The sequence below is a fragment of the Serratia ficaria genome, from assembly GCF_900187015.1.
Classification (GTDB): Bacteria; Pseudomonadota; Gammaproteobacteria; order Enterobacterales; family Enterobacteriaceae; genus Serratia; species Serratia ficaria.
In genome coordinates, this window is record NZ_LT906479.1 from 2,528,448 (window position 1) to 2,545,720 (window position 17,273).

15 protein-coding genes and 1 pseudogene are annotated in these 17,273 nt (G+C 61.3%); 10 read left to right on the forward strand and 6 right to left on the reverse strand.

What is annotated here, in order from left to right:
• Nucleotides 1-15: 15 nt before the first annotated feature.
• Nucleotides 16-855: a BglG family transcription antiterminator LicT gene (licT, locus tag CKW09_RS11970; RefSeq protein WP_095097411.1), complete on the forward strand. Its 840-nt coding sequence runs from the start codon at nucleotides 16-18 to the stop codon at nucleotides 853-855.
• Here licT and CKW09_RS11975 read toward each other — a convergent pair.
• Nucleotides 843-1,763, reverse strand: coding sequence for a LysR family transcriptional regulator (locus CKW09_RS11975; RefSeq protein WP_095097414.1), 921 nt, complete (start codon nucleotides 1,761-1,763; stop codon nucleotides 843-845). The two genes, licT and CKW09_RS11975, sit on opposite strands and share 13 nt — an antisense overlap.
• A 99-nt stretch (nucleotides 1,764-1,862) precedes the next feature.
• Here CKW09_RS11975 and CKW09_RS11980 point away from each other — a divergent pair, with 99 nt between their 5' ends.
• The gene (locus CKW09_RS11980) at nucleotides 1,863-2,429 is read left to right on the forward strand and encodes a chromate transporter (RefSeq protein WP_095097417.1); all 567 of its coding nucleotides are present in this window, start codon (nucleotides 1,863-1,865) and stop codon (nucleotides 2,427-2,429) included.
• Nucleotides 2,426-2,947, forward strand: a complete 522-nt coding sequence (locus tag CKW09_RS11985; RefSeq protein ID WP_095097420.1) for a chromate transporter — start codon at nucleotides 2,426-2,428, stop codon at nucleotides 2,945-2,947. Before CKW09_RS11980 ends, CKW09_RS11985 begins: the two co-directional genes overlap by 4 nt.
• Before the next feature lie 6 nt (nucleotides 2,948-2,953).
• Here CKW09_RS11985 and CKW09_RS11990 read toward each other — a convergent pair whose 3' ends face one another.
• Entirely contained in the window at nucleotides 2,954-3,307 is a 354-nt protein-coding gene (locus tag CKW09_RS11990; RefSeq protein ID WP_061795671.1) for a protease inhibitor Inh/omp19 family protein, read from the reverse strand.
• 405 nt (nucleotides 3,308-3,712) lie between these two features.
• Between CKW09_RS11990 and CKW09_RS11995 the strand changes: the two genes are divergently transcribed.
• Nucleotides 3,713-5,329: a serralysin family metalloprotease gene (locus CKW09_RS11995; protein WP_095097423.1), complete on the forward strand. Its 1,617-nt coding sequence runs from the start codon at nucleotides 3,713-3,715 to the stop codon at nucleotides 5,327-5,329.
• A 47-nt stretch (nucleotides 5,330-5,376) separates the two neighbouring features.
• Here the strand turns inward: CKW09_RS11995 and CKW09_RS12000 are convergent, their stop codons facing one another.
• The 4 genes from CKW09_RS12000 to CKW09_RS12015 all read right to left on the reverse strand — a co-directional run bounded on the left by CKW09_RS12000 (nucleotide 5,377) and on the right by CKW09_RS12015 (nucleotide 9,199).
• Nucleotides 5,377-6,039 carry a dihydrofolate reductase family protein gene (locus CKW09_RS12000; protein WP_095097426.1) on the reverse strand — a complete coding sequence of 221 codons (663 nt, stop codon included), beginning with the start codon at nucleotides 6,037-6,039 and terminating at the stop codon, nucleotides 5,377-5,379.
• A gap of 69 nt (nucleotides 6,040-6,108) precedes the next feature.
• Nucleotides 6,109-7,116 carry an alpha/beta fold hydrolase gene (locus CKW09_RS12005; protein ID WP_061795673.1) on the reverse strand — a complete coding sequence of 336 codons (1,008 nt, stop codon included), beginning with the start codon at nucleotides 7,114-7,116 and terminating at the stop codon, nucleotides 6,109-6,111.
• Nucleotides 7,117-7,197: 81 nt separating this feature from the next.
• Nucleotides 7,198-8,355 (reverse strand): phytanoyl-CoA dioxygenase family protein, encoded by a 1,158-nt coding sequence (locus CKW09_RS12010; protein WP_095097429.1) that lies wholly within the window; start codon nucleotides 8,353-8,355, stop codon nucleotides 7,198-7,200.
• Nucleotides 8,356-8,368: 13 nt separating this feature from the next.
• Entirely contained in the window at nucleotides 8,369-9,199 is an 831-nt protein-coding gene (locus CKW09_RS12015; RefSeq protein ID WP_061795675.1) for an SDR family oxidoreductase, read from the reverse strand.
• A gap of 140 nt (nucleotides 9,200-9,339) precedes the next feature.
• Between CKW09_RS12015 and CKW09_RS12020 the strand changes: the two genes are divergently transcribed.
• The 6 genes and pseudogenes from CKW09_RS12020 to CKW09_RS12045 all read left to right on the forward strand — a co-directional run bounded on the left by CKW09_RS12020 (nucleotide 9,340) and on the right by CKW09_RS12045 (nucleotide 17,251).
• Entirely contained in the window at nucleotides 9,340-10,359 is a 1,020-nt protein-coding gene (locus tag CKW09_RS12020; protein WP_095097432.1) for a LacI family DNA-binding transcriptional regulator, read from the forward strand.
• Nucleotides 10,360-10,422: 63 nt separating this feature from the next.
• Nucleotides 10,423-10,854: a DcrB-related protein gene (locus tag CKW09_RS12025; RefSeq protein ID WP_095097435.1), complete on the forward strand. Its 432-nt coding sequence runs from the start codon at nucleotides 10,423-10,425 to the stop codon at nucleotides 10,852-10,854.
• 32 nt (nucleotides 10,855-10,886) lie between these two features.
• Entirely contained in the window at nucleotides 10,887-15,149 is a 4,263-nt protein-coding gene (locus CKW09_RS12030; protein ID WP_167387244.1) for an RHS repeat-associated core domain-containing protein, read from the forward strand.
• Nucleotides 15,143-15,691: an SMI1/KNR4 family protein gene (locus CKW09_RS12035; RefSeq protein ID WP_095097438.1), complete on the forward strand. Its 549-nt coding sequence runs from the start codon at nucleotides 15,143-15,145 to the stop codon at nucleotides 15,689-15,691. The genes CKW09_RS12030 and CKW09_RS12035 overlap by 7 nt, the downstream gene beginning before the upstream one ends.
• 81 nt (nucleotides 15,692-15,772) lie before the next feature.
• Nucleotides 15,773-16,894 (forward strand): annotated as a pseudogene (locus CKW09_RS12040) (RHS repeat domain-containing protein); the annotation flags it as partial.
• 3 nt (nucleotides 16,895-16,897) lie between these two features.
• Nucleotides 16,898-17,251 (forward strand): hypothetical protein, encoded by a 354-nt coding sequence (locus CKW09_RS12045; protein ID WP_061800794.1) that lies wholly within the window; start codon nucleotides 16,898-16,900, stop codon nucleotides 17,249-17,251.
• Nucleotides 17,252-17,273: the final 22 nt, after the last annotated feature.

Sequence of the window (17,273 nt, forward strand, 5' to 3'; positions counted from 1 at the left end):
GTTGCGGCGGAGACGATGAAAGTCATTAAGGTGCTCAATAACAGTCTGGTGTTAACGGCGGACGACGATAACCGCGAAGCTATCGTGATGGGTAAGGGTATCGGCTTTAACAGCAAAGCGGGTGACGTTCTCGATTCGGCCGTTATTGAGAAAATTTATGTGGTGCAGGACGGCCAAAAGGGCCGCGATTATCTGCGGCTGATTGAAAGCGCGCCGGAAGAGCACATCGAGATCGTGCAGATGATCCTCAATGAAGCCAACCGGCAGCTTAACGGCAGAATCAACGAACAGATTTTCTTCACCCTGGCGGACCATATCAGCTTCGCCATCGAGCGCTATCACAAGGGCATCGCCATTCAAAATCGGCTGCTGTTCGAGGTTAAACGCTTCTATCCGCAGGAGTTTGCGGTGGGGCTGCGGGCGCTGGCGCACATCAACCGGCGCCTGAAGATCACCCTGCCGGAAGAAGAGGCGGGCAATATCGCCTTTCATCTGGTTAACGGCCAGACCGACGTGCAAAACATGGAGCATACGCTGCTGGCGGTGAAGATGCTGAAAGACATTTTCAACATCATCAAGTATCACTTTCGCATCGATATCGATACGGATTCCCTGAACTACGCGCGCTTTTTGCTGCATATGCAGTTTTTCATTCAACGCATGATCGAAGGCCAGCAGGTGCGCTCGAAAGACGACTTTATCTTCTCTCAGGTGACCGCGGAGTACCCGCATGCCTATCGCGGGGCGTTATTGATCCGCGATTACGTGAAGAATTTGCTGCAGATGGAGATGTCGAACGACGAACTGCTGTATCTGGTGATCCACCTGACGCGCATCGCCAGTCAGGCGGAGTAATCGGCCAGCGCCGTCTCGGCCACCAATTGGCGAAAGCGTTCAACCATGGCCGAGGTCTGGTTGCTGCGCAGCGCCAGATACAGCGGGGCGCTGAGCTGCGCATCTGCGGCAATGGCGCGGTAAACGATGCCGTCGCCGCTTAACCGGCGCATGGAGGCCGGTACGATCGACAGGCCCAAACCGGCGCCGACCAGGCTGAGGGTGGCCGGCAGGCGCGGCGCTTCCTGCACGATGCGCGGGCTGAAACCGGCGCGGTGACAGGCGGCCAGAATGGCGTCGTACAGCCCCTGGCCGGCCGGGCGACGGTAGAGAATAAAGGCTTCGTGGGCCAGCGCATCCAGCGGCAGCGGCGCCGGGCTTTCCACCGCCAGCCGATGGCCCACCGGCAGGGCGGCGATCATCGGTTCGCTGAGCACCGGCTCGACGGTCAATCCGGGAATGCCGCTGGCCGGCGAGCGCACGAAGGCGACGTCGAGCCGCTGATCCACCAGGGCGTCCATCAATTCACCGCTGCCGGCCTCTTCCAGCTGGGTGGCGATGCCCGGCAAAATGTCGCGGTAGCGGCGCAGCAGGTTGGGCACGAACGGATGCAGCGCGGCGGAGCTGGTGAAGCCGATGGCGATATGCCCCTGTTCACCGCGCGCGGCGCGGCGCACCGCCTCGGTGAGATGTTCCGCGCGGGCCAGCAGGGCGCGCGCTTCGTCAAACAGCACCTTGCCCGCTTCGGTAACGCGCACCCCGCGCGGCAGCCGCTGCAGCAGCTTGACCTCCAGCTCGTCTTCCAGCCCCTGCAGCAAGCGGGTCAGCGGCGGCTGCTGAATAAACAGCCGCTCGGCGGCGCGGGTGATGTTGCCTTCTTCCACTACGGTAACGAACGCCCGCAGGCGCCGCAGTTCAATGGCTGCCATACCTTCAGGGTATCCTTGGTTTATCTGAAATGCATTAGACATCATGGCATGGCGGCGCGCATGATACCAGCCATCAAAAATAAGCGATGTGGAACTGCAATGTCTGATGCGAATGCGTTAAACAACCGCCCGCAGGGCAAGCCGGGCAACGGCGAGCTGTTTTTGGGTTTTTTGTGGCTGGGCCTGATTGGCTTTGGCGGCGTGCTGCCGCTGGCGCGCAGCATGCTGGTGGAGCAACGGCGCTGGCTGAGCGGCGAACAGTTTACCGAGCTGCTCGGGCTGTGCCAGTTTCTGCCCGGCGGCAATGTGATCAACCTGTCGGTGGCGGTGGGCATGGAGTTCCGCGGCCTGCGCGGCGCGCTGTGCGCCTTGCTCGGGCTGATCAGCGCGCCGACGGCGATCGTGGTGGGGTTGGGCATGGTGTACGCCCGCTTTCAGGACGACCCGCATGTCCAGCACGTTTTTGCCGGCTTGGCGGCGGCGGCGGCCGGGCTGCTGCTGTCCACCGGGCTGAAAATGCTGCTGCCGCTGCGCGGTAAATGGCCGGCGTTGGCGGTTGTCGCGCTGGCATTGGTCGCCATCGCCTGGCTGCGCTTGCCGCTGCTGCCGACCATGCTGGTGCTGGCGCCGCTGAGCATTCTGCTGATGTGGCGGATGCCGTCATGATCGGCGTACTGATCGCGCTGGCGATGATTTTCACCGAGCTTTCGCTGCTGGCGTTCGGCGGCGGCATGACCATACTGCCGGAGATGCAGCGGCAGGTGGTGGAGGTGCATCAGTGGATGAGCGCCCGGGAGTTCAGCGCGCTGTTCGCCATGGCGCAGGCCGTGCCGGGGCCGAACATGATGATCGTGCCGCTGGTCGGCTGGCACGTCGCCGGTTGGGCGGGGCTGCTGGTGTCTTCAGTCGCCAAATTCGGGCCGTCTTCGATCGTCACGCTGTTGGTGATGGGCGCCTGGCGGCGCTTCAAGGATCGGCCGTGGCGGCGCATCGTACAGGCCGGGCTGGTGCCGCTGACCGTTGGGCTGGTGGCGGCCAGCGGGGTGTTGATCGCCGAAGCCTCGGCGCCCAACTGGCCGCTGGCGGCGATCGTTGCGCTGGCCACCGCGCTGAGCATGAGCAAGCGCATTCACCCGCTGTGGGTGTTGGCCGGCGGCGCCGCGCTCGGGCTGCTGATGGCCTGAGCGCCGTTAGCGCGGGGTCAGCATAAAGCGTGAAGGGCCGTTGCGGTCGACCAATTCATAGCGTTTTGGCGCGGTCAGCGCCAGAAACGCCACCATGCCGCCGTCGGCGTTGGTCAGCGTCATGCCGTCCGGCGTCGGCCGCCAGGCGACCGGCGCTTCTTTCAGCGCCAGCGGCTGCAGGCACTGCGGCGAAGCGCTGAAGCGATAGGCGTTGGTGTCCGCCACTTTTTCGTCGCTCAGCTCGACGTCGCAGGCTACGCCGCCGCCGTCGATGGCGCTCAGCCGCCAATGGCCTTTCAGCGCGGAAGGTTCCGGCAACGGCAGTGAACTGCCCAGCGCACTGCTGCACAATAAGCTCATAACGACTCCTGTCAGGGTGGCGCGGCGTAACGCGCGCGCAGGGAAAAAGGTCGGCATCGGTCACTCCTTTCGGCTATCCGTACACACCTTAGCACGTTACCGGGGCGCCGGTGAGCGAAGGGCAGGCCATTTTAAACCTCGTTTATTCTGAGTGAACATTGAGAAAACGCGGCTGAAAAACGAGCCATTATCAGATTTTTGTTAATGTACTCTTATTAATTCATTGTCGTGTCGGCAGTTTATTTCGAGCCGGCCAGCGAATTTTAACCTTGTACTCCCGGCGCTGCAGCCGCATTTCCTGGCCCGCTGACTATACTGGACATCCGTAAGCGCAAGCTTGCATTAGAGGTACTGATGAATAGTCTTACCGATCCCGTGGGTTCCGTTGTGTACAAGGAGAATGCAATGAGCCGTAACCAGCATGACATTTTGCAAGATGATGATGAGTTCACCAGCCTGGCCGCCACATCCCCCGACGATCATAACGATCGGTTCTACTATCACCAGCCCGGCAGCATCTACGACGGCTTCGGCTACGGCGCGGTGCTGACGCTGGGCAACGCCAACCTTTACAGCAACCAGCGCGGCGGCGAACCGATCGCTAACCTCGGCAAAAACCGCGACAACTACGGTTTCGACCGCGCCGCCGATCAGCTGACGCGCAGCGGCCTGACGCATAACGGCGATCGGGTTGATCACCAGTCGGTGGATTTGACCTACTCGTTTCTGACGCAAAGCGCGCTAGACCGCATCGGCCAGACCGGCGACGGCGACAAGGGGCTACAGCCGTTGACCCAGGCGGCGCAGGCGCAGGCGCTGAAATCGATGCAGGCCTGGGCCGACGTGGCGAACGTCACCTTTACCGAAGCGCCGTCGACCGATCTCAATCACCGGGCGGACATCACCTTCGCCTACTTTACCCTGCGCGCCGACGGCAGCGTGGCGGCAGGCAGCGGTGAGAAAGCCATCAACGCCTATGCCTACTATCCGCCCACTTCACGGCCCGGCGCGGATAACAGCGACGCCGGCACGGTGTGGTTCAACAAGAACTTCGCCACCCACCAGGCACCGGTTTCCGGCGACTTCAGCAGCCAGACGTTTACCCACGAACTGGGGCATGCGCTGGGGTTGTCGCACCCGGGGGCCTACGACGCAGCGCGGGGCAACCCGAGTTACCAACATGACGCCGAGTACTACCAGGACTCGCTGCAGTACTCGATCATGAGCTATTTCGACGCCTCCTACACCGGCGCGGACGCCAAAGGGGTCTACGGCTACGGCCCGATGGTCGATGACATCGCCGCCATCCAGAAACTGTACGGCGCCAATATGAGCACCCGCACCGGCGATACCGTCTATGGCTTCAATTCCAACACCGGGCGCGATTTTCTGACGGCGACGGCGGATAACGGCCAGCCGGTCAACTTTGCGGTGTGGGACGCCGGCGGCAACGACACGCTGGATTTCTCCGGCTACGGCCAACAGCAGACGATCAATCTGAACGACGGCGCCTTTTCCAGCGTGGGCGGCGGTGAGCAGAACGTGGCCATCGCCCGCGGCGCGATCGTCGAGAACGCCATTGGCGGCAGCGGCCGCGACGTGATTATCGGCAACGATCAGGACAACCTGCTGGCGGGCAACGCCGGTTCCGACGTGCTGTACGGCGGGCTGGGCGCCGATCATTTGTGGGGCGGCAAAGACGCCAATAACTTCACCGATTATTTTGTTTATCTCAGCGCCAAAGAGTCCACCCCGACGGCGTTCGACGTGATTGAGGATTTCGAACACGGCATCGACAAGATCGATCTCTCCGGTCTGCGCTTCAACGATAGCCTGAGCGAGCTGCGCTTTATCGACGCCGACAGCGGATTCAGCGGCCGGTCAGGGGAGATCCAGCTCAACTTCGACGCCTTCAGCGGCACCACCGATCTGCTGCTGAACACCCAAAACCACGGCTATGCCGCCGACTTCAAGATCCAGGTGGTCGGGCAGGTGGAGCAGAGCGATATTTTGTTTGCCTGATCGGCTGATAAGAATCAGAAAAAGGGCCATTCGGCCCTTTTGTCACTTCACTGTTCAACCTCTGCGGTTTCCAGCGCAAAGGAGCCGGTGGCGACATCGCCGTCGCGCCGATAGTGCGCGAGGATCACGCCGGTGGGCGAGACGATGGAGCGGGCCAGCCTGAAGGCCGCCGGCGCCGCGTCGTCGCCAAACAGCCGCTTGCCGCCGCCGAGCATCAGCGGGTAGGTCAGCAGGCGCAGCTCGTCCACCAGATCGTGCGCCAGCAACAGCTGGACCAGCTCGCTGCTGCCCTGAACCAACAACGCCGGCCCCTGGCCGTTTTTCAGCTCGTGCAGGCGGGCGACGATGTCCCGCCCCAGCCACTGGCTGTTTTGCCACCCCAGCGTCTCGCCGTGATGGGTGGCGACGTATTTGGTCGCCTGATTGAAGGTCCTGGCGATATCGGCGGTGAGCCGCTCGAAGCCTTCCGCGTCGGGCTCGGTGGCGATATGCGGCCAGTAGGCGGCGAAAATGTCGTAGGTGCGGCGGCCCAACAGCAAATCGAAGGGCTGGGCAAAGGTCTCGCCCATGGCTTCGGCGATGGCGTCGTCCCAATAGGGCACCGTCCAGCCGCCGAAGCGGAAACCGCCGGTGAGGTCTTCTTCCGGTCCGCCCGGCGCCTGCATAACTCCGTCAAGGCTGATGAACGCGCCGACGATAATGTGTCGCATGGCTGTCTCCTGCAGTGCAATCGCTGCTCAAAGTTTAGCCGCGGCGGGCCGGCATCGCCAATCCGTCGGCTAAGGCCGCAGCGCCTTGAGCAGCGCCTGGTTAAACCGCTCGGGTTGTTCCATCTGCGGCGCATGGCCCAGCCCCGGGAACTCGACCAGCGTGGCGTGCGGGATCAGCTTCGCCGCCTGTTTGCCCAGCACCTCGTAGTGGCCGAGCGTCGCCTTGACCGCCGGCGGGGCGACGTCGCTGCCGATGGCGGTGGTGTCGGCGGTGCCGATCATCAGGGTGGTCGGGGTTTGCAGATCTTTGAATTCGTAGTACACCGGCTGGGTGAAGATCATGTCGTAGATCAGCGCCGAATTCCAGGCCACCAGCCGGTGCCCCGGCCCGTTGTTCAACCCGGCCAGCATGTCCACCCAGCGATCGTACTCCGGTTTCCAGCGCCCGACGTAATAGGTCTTCAGCTCATAGCTGCGAATGCCTTCGGCAGAGGTTTTCAGCTCGCGCTCGAACCATTGATCGACGCTGCGCCACGGCACGCCTTTGGCCTTCCAGTCTTCCAGCCCGATCGGGTTGACCATCACCAGCCGTTCGACCGCCTGCGGGTACATCAGGCTGTAGCGCGTCGCCAGCATGCCGCCGGTGGAATGGCCGACGATTATCGCCTTGCCGATTTTGAGGTTTTGCAACAGGTCGCGGGTGTTTTGCGCCAGCTGCTGGAAGCTGTACTGATAATGCTGCGGCTTGGTGGAGGAGCAAAAGCCGATCTGATCCGGCGCAATGACCCGGTAACCGGCCTTGCTCAGCGCCTTGATGCTGTCCTGCCAGGTGGCGGCGCAGAAGTTTTTGCCGTGCATCAGCACCGCGGTGCGGCCGTTGGCTTCCCCCTCCGGCGGCACGTCCATGTAACCCATCTTCAACTGCTGCCCCTGCGAGCTGAAGCTGAATTGCTGCAGCGGGTAAGGGTAGTGGAAGCCCTGCAGCTCGGGGCCGTACTTCGGCGTTTGGTCGGCGGCCGCGGCGGTGAACGCGGCCAGCGCGCCGAACAGCAGCGCGCAGCGGGTCAATTTCAGCATCCTTAACTCCTGATGAAAACGGACAAGAGCCGAGTATAGCCGCAATAGCGCCGCCGCCGAAAGCCAGACGACGGCGCGGCGTCAGGCGCTGCGCAGCTGCCGTTGCCGCTCGAGCTGCTGCGTGAACTGCGGCGCGTCCCAGTCTTCGTCCAGCGCCTGCAGCAACAGCTGCTGCTGGGTCTGCGGCGCCAGCCCGCCGATCGGCGGATCGCTGTCGAGGTTGGTGGGGAAGGAATACCCGTCGGCGGCGGCGGCCACCAGCGCCGCCAGCCCGGCTTCGCCCAGGCCTCCCTGCCGATGGCGCTGCCGCAGCGCCGGGTAGATGGCCTGCAGCAGGCGCAGCCGGTTAACGGTCTCCATTGGTTTGCCGAATGCCGACGAGATCTGCAGCAGGTTGGCGATGCGCATCCGATCGGCGGTGAGGTTGTCGCCGGCGGCGTGGAACAGCGCCGGGTTGAAAAACAGCGCGTCGCCTTGTTCCAGCGGCAGCTGGATCGCATGACGCTGGAAATAGTCGATAAACGCCGGTTGGCGCCAGGCCAGGTAACCGCCCGCATAGCGCTGCGAGAACGGCAGCAGCTGGGTTGGGCCGGACTCCAGCGGCATCGCCGAATGCGCTACCGCGCCCTGCAGCGTCAGATATTGCGACAGCTGCTGCAGCGGCAGCGGGAAACGCTGCACGTCGCGGTTTTCCTGAAAGCCCAGGTGATAATCGCGGTGCGGCTGCTGCGCTTTGCCGCCGGGGCGCACGACGTTGACCTGCGCCGTCATCTGGTACCAGGGGCCAAGCCAGGCCTCGCTCACCAGCGCCAGCGTCGGGTTGGCGTAGTAGTCGATAAAGGCGTCCGCATCCTGTTCCGCCGCTTTCTGCAGCGAGTTCCAGATGCGGCCGTTGCTGCCGGCGGCGGCGAAGTGATCGCCACCGCCGCCGTTGGCGGATTCCGCCTGAAAAATCGCCTCGAACACCCGGTTATGGCGCGCAATCACCGCCAGATCCGGGTAGGCGTTTTTAATCACCAGCACGCCGGGGCCGCTGGACAATGCGCGGTGCAGTTCGCTGAATACCGCGACTTTGTCGGTTTGGGCGCTGTCGAGCAGCGTCTGAGCGCGGTAAATCAGCACCTTTTTCTGCGCATCGGCGGCCAGCGGATAATCGCTTAATGTTAGCTGTTGCTCACATAACGCCGCAAACTCGCTGACCGACAGCCGATCCGGGTGCAAAAACAGCGTGTTATTCATGGTGGTCCCCCCGTTACAGGCTCAGCGGCCGTTCTGGTTTCGGTGAGCCGCCGTCGCCGCAGCCGATCACCCCCTGGTCAAAATCGACGACGGCGCCGGTCATCATGCCGGACTCTTCAGACAGCATAAACGCCACCGCTCGCGCCACCTCCCGCGGTTTCAACAACCGGCCGAACGGTTGTTCCCGCTCGGCCTGCGCCAGCCAGTCGTCATTGGCGTCATGGTATTGACGCTGAATTTCATTTTCGTGCGGCGTATCCATCCAACCGATATTGAGGCCGTTGACCCGGATGCGATTGCGCATCGCGCTGAAGGCGACGTTTTTGGTCAGGGTGATCAGCGCGCCCTTCGAGGCGGCGTACGGCGCGAGGAACGACTGGCCGCCGTGCGCGGTAATGGTGACGATGTTAACGATCGCTCCGGCCACCCGATGTTTGATCATCACTTTGATCGCTTCCTGCATCAGGAAGAAGGGCGCGCGGATGTTAACGGCGAAGATGGCGTCGAACAGCTCCGGGGTGGTGTCGAGGATGGTGCCGCGGTCGGACATGCCGGCGCAGTTCACCAGGCCGTGCAAGGTGCCGAAGCTGCGCTCCGCCTCGGCGATCACCTTGCGGCAGGCCGCCGGATCGGCGATGTCCGCCGCAATAAAGTGGGCGTTGCAGCCGAGCGCGCGCAGCTTATCCACCTGAGCCGCGCCGGCCTGCCGGTTACGCCCGCACAGCATCAGCCCGGCGGCGCCGCGCTCCGCCAGCAGCTGCGCCACCGCCGCGCCCAGCCCCTGGGTGCCGCCGGTCACGACGTAATAGTTACCGGAAAACATTTTATTTACATCTTCACTCATCGCATTAGCCTCCGTTGATTTTTAATTTTAAAAATCAATTGGTTGTTTTTGTGTGTGGTCTTGCTATCGATAACCCTAGCATCTACATTTGGTTAACAAAACCTCACTAAAACCTCAAAAAGACCTCATGCGGAGGCGCAATGAAATTCTCTATCAAGCAGATCGCCGCGCAGGCCGGCGTCAGCAAAGCGACGGTGGATCGCGCGCTGCACCAGCGCGGCAAGGTGCACCCGCAAACGCTGCGGCGCATCGAGCAGGCGCTGCAGGATTTGGAAAGCCAGCAGCGCAGCCTGTTGGCCAGCGGCCGCACCCTGACGATCGACGTGGTGCTGCATACGCCGCAGCGTTTCAGCCAGCTGGTGAGCGACGCGCTTTGCAGCCAGCTAGGCGGCTTTGCGCCGTTTCGCGTTACGCTGCGCTTTCATATTTTCGAGCAGGCGAGCACCGAAGAACTGGCGAATACGCTGGAGCGCTGCCGCACGCTGGGCTCTTACGGCGTGATCCTCAAGGTGAGCGATGAGCAGCGGCTGAACGACGCCGTCGACCGGCTTTGGCAGCAGGGCATTCCGGTGGTGACGCTGGTGACCGACCTGCCGCAAAGCCGGCGCATCAGCTATATCGGCATGGACAACCGCGCCGCCGGGCGCACCGCGGCCTATCTGCTGGCGCGCTGGCTGCCGCCGGAGCCGCAGCGGGTGGCGGTGGTGCTCAGCAGCCAGGGTTTTCGCGGCGAAGAGGAGCGCGAGAGCGGCTTTCGGCAATGGTTGCGGGAGCGAGCGCCGCAGCTGCGGGTGCTGGAGATCAGCGGCGGACTGGGAGTGCACGCGCCAACGCTGGAGCGGGTGACGGATACCCTGCGGCGTTACCCGGATATCCACGCCGTCTACAGCGTCGGCGGCGGCAATTCCGCCATCGTGGCGGCGTTCGAACGGCTGCGGCGGCCGTTAAAGGTGTTTATCGGCCACGATCTGGATCGCGAGAATCGCCAGCTGCTGGCGCAGGAGAAAATCGACGCGGTAATCGACCATGATTTACAGCGAGATGCGCGCAGTACCTTTCAGATAATTCTGCAATACCACGGGTTTATTTCGGGCGAAGTCGCCGGACCGGCATTCTCAAGGGTGAACGTGGTCACGCCGTTCAATATTGGCATGGCATGACGGTTTTATTTCAGGGCTAAGTTATGCGATGCTTAAGCATTATTTATGCAAAAGGATCCTCGCATGTCCGATCTCTCCCGCTGCGCTTTTACCGAGGGCAGCGTTGCCTTGCCGGAAGGCTATGCCGACCGCACCGTCAACGTGCTATTGGCCGGCGATGACGTTTCCCCCTCGATCAATATTTCCCGCGATGCGTTGCAACCGGCGGAAGCCCTCGACGGCTACGTCAGCCGTCAGCTGGCAGCGCTGGGCCAAAGCCTGAAGGGCTGGGCGTTCAAGAGCCGCGAACCGGCGATGCTGGGCGGTGACCTGCTGGCCGGAGAATGGGTGCGCGCCAGCTACCTGCGCGACGGCAAACGCATCTGGCAAAGCCAGGCGGTATTTGCGCAGGCGGATGGCCGGGTGCTGGTGTTTACCCTGGCGATGGCGCGCAAGCTGACGCCGCAGGACGACGCGCTGCTGCAGCACGTGCTGAACAGCTATCGGGCGGCCTGAATCATGATGACCCTGCGTAAAAGGAACTTACCATGACCGAAGCGGCGCGCGTCGGCGATACCATCGGGCATTCGCACGCCCTGGCCGGGATGATCGCCGGCACCCTCGTCGGCGGCCTGATCGCCGCCGCCGGCGCGGTGGCGGCGGGCGCGCTGTTCGTCGCCGGCCTGGCGGCATCCTGCGTGGGCGTGGGCGTGCTGTTGATCGGCGCCAGCCTGGCGGTGGGCTATCTCACCGGCGAGGCGGCCACCGCGGCGCGTGACGGCATTGCCGACGCCGGGGCCGGCAGCCTGACGCCGAAGGGCAAGATTGTCACCGGTTCGCCCAACGTCTTCATCAACGGCAAACCGGCGGCCATCGCCACCGTCAGCCAGGTGGCGTGCAGCGACGACGGCCCGAGCATGCAGATGGCGCAGGGCTCCGACAAGGTCAGCATCAACGGCCAGCCGGCCGCGCGAGTGGGGGATAAAACCAACTGCGACGCGCAGGTGATGGAAGGCTCGCCCAACGTGTTCATCGGCGGCGGCACGGTGACCACGCTGCCGATTAAACCCGAAGTGCCGGACTGGCTGTACAAGGCTTCCGACCTGACGCTGCTGTTCGCCGGCCTGGTGGGCGGCGTGGGCGGCGCCGTCGGCAAGCTGGGCGCATTGGGCAAGATGCTCGGCAAGCTGCCCGGCATCAACAAGCTGGGGCGCGTCGCCTGCCGTTTTGGCACCTTGATGACCGCCACCGCCGCGGCCGGCATCATCGCCCGGCCGGTGGATATCGTCAGCGGCCAAAAATTCCTCGACGGCGAGGACGAACTCGATTTCGTGCTGCCGTCGCGCCTGCCGGTGGCCTGGCAACGTTACTGGCGCAGCGGCAACCCCGGCGACAGCGTGCTGGGGCGCGGCTGGAGCCTGTTCTGGGAGAGCAGCCTGCAGACCTGGCAGGACGGCCTGGTGTGGCGCGCGCCTTCCGGTGACTATGTTGCCTTCCCGATGGTAGCGCGCGGGCACAAAACCTACTGCGAAGCCGAAAAGTGCTGGCTGATGCACAACGCCGACGGCAGCTGGCAGCTGTTTGACGTCGGCGAACAGATTTATCACTACCCGCCGCTGGCGGGCGACCAGCCCAGCCGCCTCAGCATGGTCACCGACGCCATCGGCAACGCCAGCTCGTTGTTTTACGACGACGACGGCCGGCTGCTCGAACTGGTGGACAGCGGCGGGCAACGCCTGGCGTGCCGCTACCTGAACGGTCGCCTGAGCGAGGTGGCGCTGCAAACCGCCGAAGGCGAGCTGCCGCTGGCGCACTATGGCTACGATGAGCATGGCCAACTGGTGACGGTGAGCAACCGCGCCGGCGAGGTGACGCGGCGTTTCAGCTGGCGCGACGGCCTGATGGCCAGCCACCAGGACGCCGCCGGGCTGCTGAACGAATACCTGTGGCAGGAGATTGAGGGTGTGCCGCGGGTGGTGGCGTATCGCAACAGCGCCGGCGAACGGCTGGACTTCAGCTACGATTTCGCCGGTGGCCGCCGCAGCGCCACCCGCGAAGACGGCAAGCGGGCGGACTGGCAGCTGGATGACGACGACAACGTGGCGCAGTTCACCGACTTCGACCAGCGGCGCTACGGTTTTATCTATCAAAACGGCGAGCTGTGCAGCGTGCTGCTGCCCGGCGGCGCCCAGCGCCAGAGCGAATGGGACGCCTACGGCCGCCTGCTGAGTGAAACCGACCCGCTCGGCCGCAAAACGACCTATCAGTATTCCCGCAACAGCGGCCGGTTGTTCTCCGTCACCTATCCCGACGGCAGCCGCGAATGCCAGCACTGGGATACGCTGGGCCGGCCGACCCGCTATGTGGACGCGCTGGACAACGCCACGCTCTATCACTACCCGGATGACGAAGAGAGCCTGCCGAGCCGGGTGATCGATGCGCTGGGCGGCGAAGTGAAGCTGGAGTGGAACGCGCGCGGGCTGCTGACGCGCTATACCGACTGTTCCGGCAGCGTGACCGCCTACGCCTATGACTCTCAGGGCCAGCTGAGCGCGCAGACCGATGCCGAAGGCCACGTGACCCGCTACCAATGGGACCACGGCGGGCGGCTGCATAGCCTGATCCAGCCGGACGGCAGCGAAGAGCGCTTCAACTGGAATGAGCGCGGCCAGCTGGCCGAGCATCAGGATGCGTTGGGCAGCCTGACCCGCTGGCAATACAACGCGCTGGGCCTGCCGAGCAGCGTGACCGACCGCATCGGCCGCACCCGCCGTTACCACTACAGCCCGCAGGGCTGGCTGACGCGGTTGGAAAACGGCAACGGCGGCGAATATCGATTCAGCTACGACGCCGTGGGCCGCGTGCTGGCCGAACAGCGGCCGGACCAGGTCAGCAATTATTATCGCTACGGCGCGGCGGGATTGCTGGAAGAACATCGCGAGGTCGGCCTGCCTGACGGCGCCGGCGAACTGACGCAGCGCGTGCAGCGCTTCCGCTTCGACGAAGCCGGGCAGCTGGCGTGGCGCGGCAACGCCAGCGCGGAATGGCATTATCGCTTTGACGCCATGGGGCGGCTGAGCCGGCTGAGCCGCACCCCGACGGCGCTTGGGGTGACGCAGGGCATCGAGGAAGACAGCGTCAGCATGCGCTACGACGCGGCCGGGCGGCTGCTCAGCGAACAGGGCGTAAACGGCGAGCTGCAGTACCAGTGGGATGCGCTGGCCAACCTGCAGGCGCTGACCCTGCCGCAGGGCGATCGCCTGCAGTGGCTGTATTACGGTTCCGGCCACGCCAGCGCCATCAAATTCAACCAGCAGGTGGTGAGCGAGTTCACCCGCGATCGCCTGCACCGGGAAACCGGCCGCAGCCAGGGCGCGCTGCAGCAACAGCGGCGCTATGACGAAATGGGGCGCCGCAGCTGGCAAAGCAGCGCCTTCGGCCACGACAAGCTGACCCGGCCGGAAGACGGCGCGCTGTGGCGGGCATTCCGCTATACCGGGCGCGGCGAGCTGGCCGGCGTTAGCGATGCGCTGCGCGGCGAGGTGCACTACGGCTACGACGCCGAAGGCCGCCTGCTGCAGCATCGCGAACCCGCGCAGGGCAAGCCGGGCAGCCGGTTGGTGTACGACATGGCGGATAACCTGCTGGGGGAAAAAGGCCCCAACGGCGACGTGGAAACGCACCTGCCGCTGGCGCCTGTCGCCGACAACCGCCTGACGCATTGGCAGAAGTTGTTCTACCGTTACGACGCCTGGGGCAACCTGATCAGCCGGCGCAACGGCATTTATGAGCAGCACTATCGCTACGACGCCGATAACCGGCTGATACAGGCGCGCGGCCGCGGGCCGCAGGGCGAGTTCGACGCGCAGTATCACTACGACGCGCTGGGGCGCCGCACGCGCAAGACGGTCAGCTACAAGGGGAAAGCGGCGCAGACAACGCGCTTTGTGTGGCAGGGTTACCGGCTGCTGCAGGAGCAGCGGGCAGACGGCAGCCGCCGCAGCTGGAGCTACGATCCGGCCAGCCCGTGGAGCCCGTTGGCGGCGCTGGAGCAGGCGGGCGACAGCCGTTCGGCGGAGATATATTGGTACCACACGGATCTGAACAGCGCGCCGCTGGAGGTGAGCGATGCGGCGGGCAACCTGCGCTGGTCCGGGCAATACGACACCTTCGGCAAGCTGCAGGGGCAAACGGTAGAGGGCGCGGCCAGGCGCAATGGCGCGCAGTACGATCAACCGCTGCGCTACGCCGGGCAGTACCAGGACGACGAAAGCGGCCTGCACTATAATCTGTTCCGTTACTACGAGCCGGAGGTGGGGCGCTTTACCACCCAGGATCCGATCGGGCTGCGCGGCGGGTTGAACCTGTATCAGTATGCGCCGAATCCATATGGATGGATTGACCCGTTTGGGTTATCTGGAACTCGAATTCCGAGGACAAATGGCCATTGGGACGGCGTCCCTGGTGAAAGTAATTGGTATTCTTATAAGCCAGCGGTAAATGCCGTTACAAATAATCAGCCAATACCATTCTCTAATGGGCGGCCAGATTTTTCTCCATGGTCAAAAGGAAGCATAACTTTTGAAAATAATGTTCTGGATGGCACTGAAAAGGATTTTCCTAAGGTATACAAAGCAATAGCTAAAGAAAAGGGAATTACGCAAAGTGCTGCACAAAAATTATTGCGTAAAAATAAACTAACGCCACACCATCTTAGTAATACAGAGATAATACTGGTACCTCGTGGATTGCATGGGAACGTACCACATATAGGGTCTGCATCAGATATGAGGAATGGAAAAAAATGTTGAAAAAGCTAGAGAAACTTGGTGTTGCTCTGAGTAAGCTACCGAATGGGGTAGACAATCCTTTATTAAAAAGACTTGAAGGGTACTCAGGTATTTTGCCGAAGGAATATTGTGATTTTCTGGCTAACTTTAGCCAAGGGGCTGAGTTTGACTCTTTAATCGTTTATAAAGGAATTGAAGCGTCTCCATGGGCAAGTAAAGATGGATATGATTCACTGGAATACTTTTATGGATTAAGTAACTCAGAGGGGGGGGGAGGGGATATCTTTGAGTTCATTGAAATGTATAAGGATGATCTTAGAGAACAATGGCTGCCTATAGCATCATCAGATGGCGGCAATCAAATATGTCTTTGCCTAACTGGGAAAATGGTTGGGCAAATTTGGTTCTGGGATCATGAAGCAGATCCTTTATATGATGAAAATCACGTAATTGCAGGATTGTCACTAGCTGCTTACGATTTGAAAGATTTTATTTATCGTCTTGAAATTGATAAGGAAGAACCTGATATATCAGGAGTAAAGAAAGTCGTTTTAGATTTTTGAATATATTTACGCTCTTTAAAAAATAAACCACAAGAGCAATAATCGAGTTGGCCTTCAGGGTGTTTTTACCTGCGCCCGCAGAACGACATTGACGCGCACCTGCCGTTGGCGCCGATCGCCGACAACCGCCTGATGCATTGGCAGAAATTGTTCTACCGTTACGACGCCGATAACCGGCTGATACAGGCGCGCGGCCGCGGGCCGCAGGGCGAGTTCGACGCGCAGTATCACTACGACGCGCTGGGGCGCCGCACGCGCAAGACGGTCAGCTACAAGGGGAAAGCGGCGCAGACTACGCGCTTTGTGTGGCAGGGTTACCGGCTGCTGCAGGAGCAGCGGGCAGACGGCAGCCGCCGCAGCTGGAGCTACGATCCGGCCAGCCCGTGGAGCCCGTTGGCGGCGCTGGAGCAGGCGGGCGACAGCCGTTCGGCGGAGATATACTGGTACCACACGGATCTGAACAGCGCGCCGCTGGAGGTGAGCGATGCGGCGGGCAACCTGCGTTGGTCCGGGCAATACGACACCTTCGGCAAGCTGCAGGGGCAAACGGTGGCGGGCGCGGCCAGGCGCAATGGCGCGCAATACGATCAACCGCTGCGCTACGCCGGGCAGTATCAGGACGACGAGAGCGGCCTGCACTATAATCTGTTCCGTTACTACGAGCCGGAGGTAGGGCGCTTTACCACCCAGGATCCGATCGGGCTGCACGGCGGGTTGAACCTGTATCAGTATGCGCCGAACCCATATGGATGGATTGACCCGTTTGGGTTATCTGGAGAAGGAGTTCCGCATGGCTTTAATAGTTTCGGTCAATTTAAACAATTCGGTGAAGCATTACAGGCAGGAATGAGTAAATTAGGATATCCCGGCACAGTTTCATATATGCAAGGAAGCTCCGTATCGGGGGTAAGTTTCTCTACAGGACAACCATTTGATGTTGGCCGCGTTAGTGATTTTGACGTTGCTATTTCACATCCTGATTTATATCAGAAAGCAGAACAGCTGGGAATAGGAAAAGGAGGACGAACTGGGCCAATTGATATGGGAAGTGAAATGGCGAAGAAATTAGGCATTGATGATACATTGCAAAAATTATCCAAAATGTCAGGAGGTAGACCTGTGAACGCAATGGTCTTTGAATCTGCTGCTGAAGTTAAGGCTAAAGGGAAGGGAACTAGAATACCAGGTAAATGTGGAGGATAAGTTATGAAAAAATTATATTTCTTAAAATATGGCAGTACCACATCAAAAAAAGAAGTAAGTAAATTACTGGACGATAAATGGGATATAACTTGTTCTGAGCATGACAGCTCCTATTTTGGTGTTTACTTTTCATATACTGGTCTTTATGCGGACAAGTTAACCATTACTGATAATTATATTTCTCACTCGAATGAGTGGTTAGAAGAAGATAACAAGGAGTTTAGTGCGATAATTAAAGTATCTTTCACTAATGGGAAGAATCCAGAAAAACTAAGTAGGTACAAGTTCTTGAAAAATGCGTTTAATAAGCTTGATGGAATATTTATCATATGCGATGAATGCATTGAAGAAGAGTAATCTATAAGCTGTCGCAAGGATC

What these genes read in the sequence shown, in the direction of transcription:
- licT (WP_095097411.1), top strand. Translation starts at nt 16, where the DNA reads ATGAAAGTCATTAAGGTGCTCAATAACAGTCTGGTGTTAACGGCGGAC.
- CKW09_RS11975 (WP_095097414.1), bottom strand. Translation starts at nt 1,763, where the DNA reads ATGGCAGCCATTGAACTGCGGCGCCTGCGGGCGTTCGTTACCGTAGTG.
- CKW09_RS11980 (WP_095097417.1), top strand. Translation starts at nt 1,863, where the DNA reads ATGTCTGATGCGAATGCGTTAAACAACCGCCCGCAGGGCAAGCCGGGC.
- CKW09_RS11985 (WP_095097420.1), top strand. Translation starts at nt 2,426, where the DNA reads ATGATCGGCGTACTGATCGCGCTGGCGATGATTTTCACCGAGCTTTCG.
- CKW09_RS11990 (WP_061795671.1), bottom strand. Translation starts at nt 3,307, where the DNA reads ATGAGCTTATTGTGCAGCAGTGCGCTGGGCAGTTCACTGCCGTTGCCG.
- CKW09_RS11995 (WP_095097423.1), top strand. Translation starts at nt 3,713, where the DNA reads ATGAGCCGTAACCAGCATGACATTTTGCAAGATGATGATGAGTTCACC.
- CKW09_RS12000 (WP_095097426.1), bottom strand. Translation starts at nt 6,039, where the DNA reads ATGCGACACATTATCGTCGGCGCGTTCATCAGCCTTGACGGAGTTATG.
- CKW09_RS12005 (WP_061795673.1), bottom strand. Translation starts at nt 7,116, where the DNA reads ATGCTGAAATTGACCCGCTGCGCGCTGCTGTTCGGCGCGCTGGCCGCG.
- CKW09_RS12010 (WP_095097429.1), bottom strand. Translation starts at nt 8,355, where the DNA reads ATGAATAACACGCTGTTTTTGCACCCGGATCGGCTGTCGGTCAGCGAG.
- CKW09_RS12015 (WP_061795675.1), bottom strand. Translation starts at nt 9,199, where the DNA reads ATGAGTGAAGATGTAAATAAAATGTTTTCCGGTAACTATTACGTCGTG.
- CKW09_RS12020 (WP_095097432.1), top strand. Translation starts at nt 9,340, where the DNA reads ATGAAATTCTCTATCAAGCAGATCGCCGCGCAGGCCGGCGTCAGCAAA.
- CKW09_RS12025 (WP_095097435.1), top strand. Translation starts at nt 10,423, where the DNA reads ATGTCCGATCTCTCCCGCTGCGCTTTTACCGAGGGCAGCGTTGCCTTG.
- CKW09_RS12030 (WP_167387244.1), top strand. Translation starts at nt 10,887, where the DNA reads ATGACCGAAGCGGCGCGCGTCGGCGATACCATCGGGCATTCGCACGCC.
- CKW09_RS12035 (WP_095097438.1), top strand. Translation starts at nt 15,143, where the DNA reads ATGTTGAAAAAGCTAGAGAAACTTGGTGTTGCTCTGAGTAAGCTACCG.
- CKW09_RS12045 (WP_061800794.1), top strand. Translation starts at nt 16,898, where the DNA reads ATGAAAAAATTATATTTCTTAAAATATGGCAGTACCACATCAAAAAAA.